Source organism: Xenorhabdus littoralis (assembly GCF_033949345.1).
Lineage (GTDB): Bacteria > Pseudomonadota > Gammaproteobacteria > Enterobacterales > Enterobacteriaceae > Xenorhabdus > Xenorhabdus littoralis.
Genome location: NZ_VCDP01000223.1, coordinates 1 through 858 on the forward strand (window position 1 = coordinate 1; position 858 = coordinate 858).

Sequence of the window (858 nt, forward strand, 5' to 3'; positions counted from 1 at the left end):
GCTAAACCAGATTGGGAGGCTATCGAATCGGTTTACCGTGCTGGTTCGTTGTCAATTCGTGAGATACCTACCAGATACAGACTACCGTGCCTGATTCTGTCGGGGATGGCGTCCGGCACATGCTGGCAGGCAGCAGTTATATCTTTAATTTCCTCCAGAACATGGATAAGTGGATGTCCCAGAATGGCACGGTGAATGTGACGTTGCCGAATGGGCAGACGGTGGCGTTGCAATCGATTAAGGCGCTGTATGCGGCGATGGAGGGAAAGCTGGATAAAAACCAATGGGAATTGCAAAAAATTCAGGGAGCCATCGCAATAGAAAATACGCTTTCTTGTATAAATGAGCTTTCCTGTTTTGCTGGTGAGACCAAGTTAAATATTAAAACAATCGGAGGTAATCCGCATATAGTTTACAAATGGGATGATTCTAAGTGGTATTTCATGACGTTCCCTCGTGGTAGCGGCGAGGCATTATCACTGGGAGCTAACTGCTGGAGTGATAACACTGGTTATATTCGGAAAAGCTCCCCCATCATCCAAATTTCCCCCGATGGCACCTTTACCACCAATGACGAATCAGAAGGGGCCACGGTTACTAAACTCGGCACTGGTCACTATCAGATAGCCAATGTCCTTGGTTATAACGCCGATGGGGCATGGTGTGCATGGTGGTATCTCCTCGCCGAAGAACAACAACGGACTGGAACTCATTTACATTGATGACCGGGTGAATAAGGACGGCAGCATTACCCTTGAAACCTTCCACCGTCAGCACAGTCATTTGCCGGAGAGATTCCAGAACAAACGCATCAAGTCCATTGTGGACGGTGAGAAGATCTACTATGCCGATGGTGAA

At 47.8% G+C, this 858-nt stretch carries 1 pseudogene; it reads left to right on the forward strand.

Going from position 1 to position 858, the window contains the following annotated elements:
- Positions 1 to 443 precede the first annotated feature (443 nt).
- Positions 444 to 858: pseudogene (locus FE394_RS20200) on the forward strand (phage tail fiber protein); the annotation flags it as partial.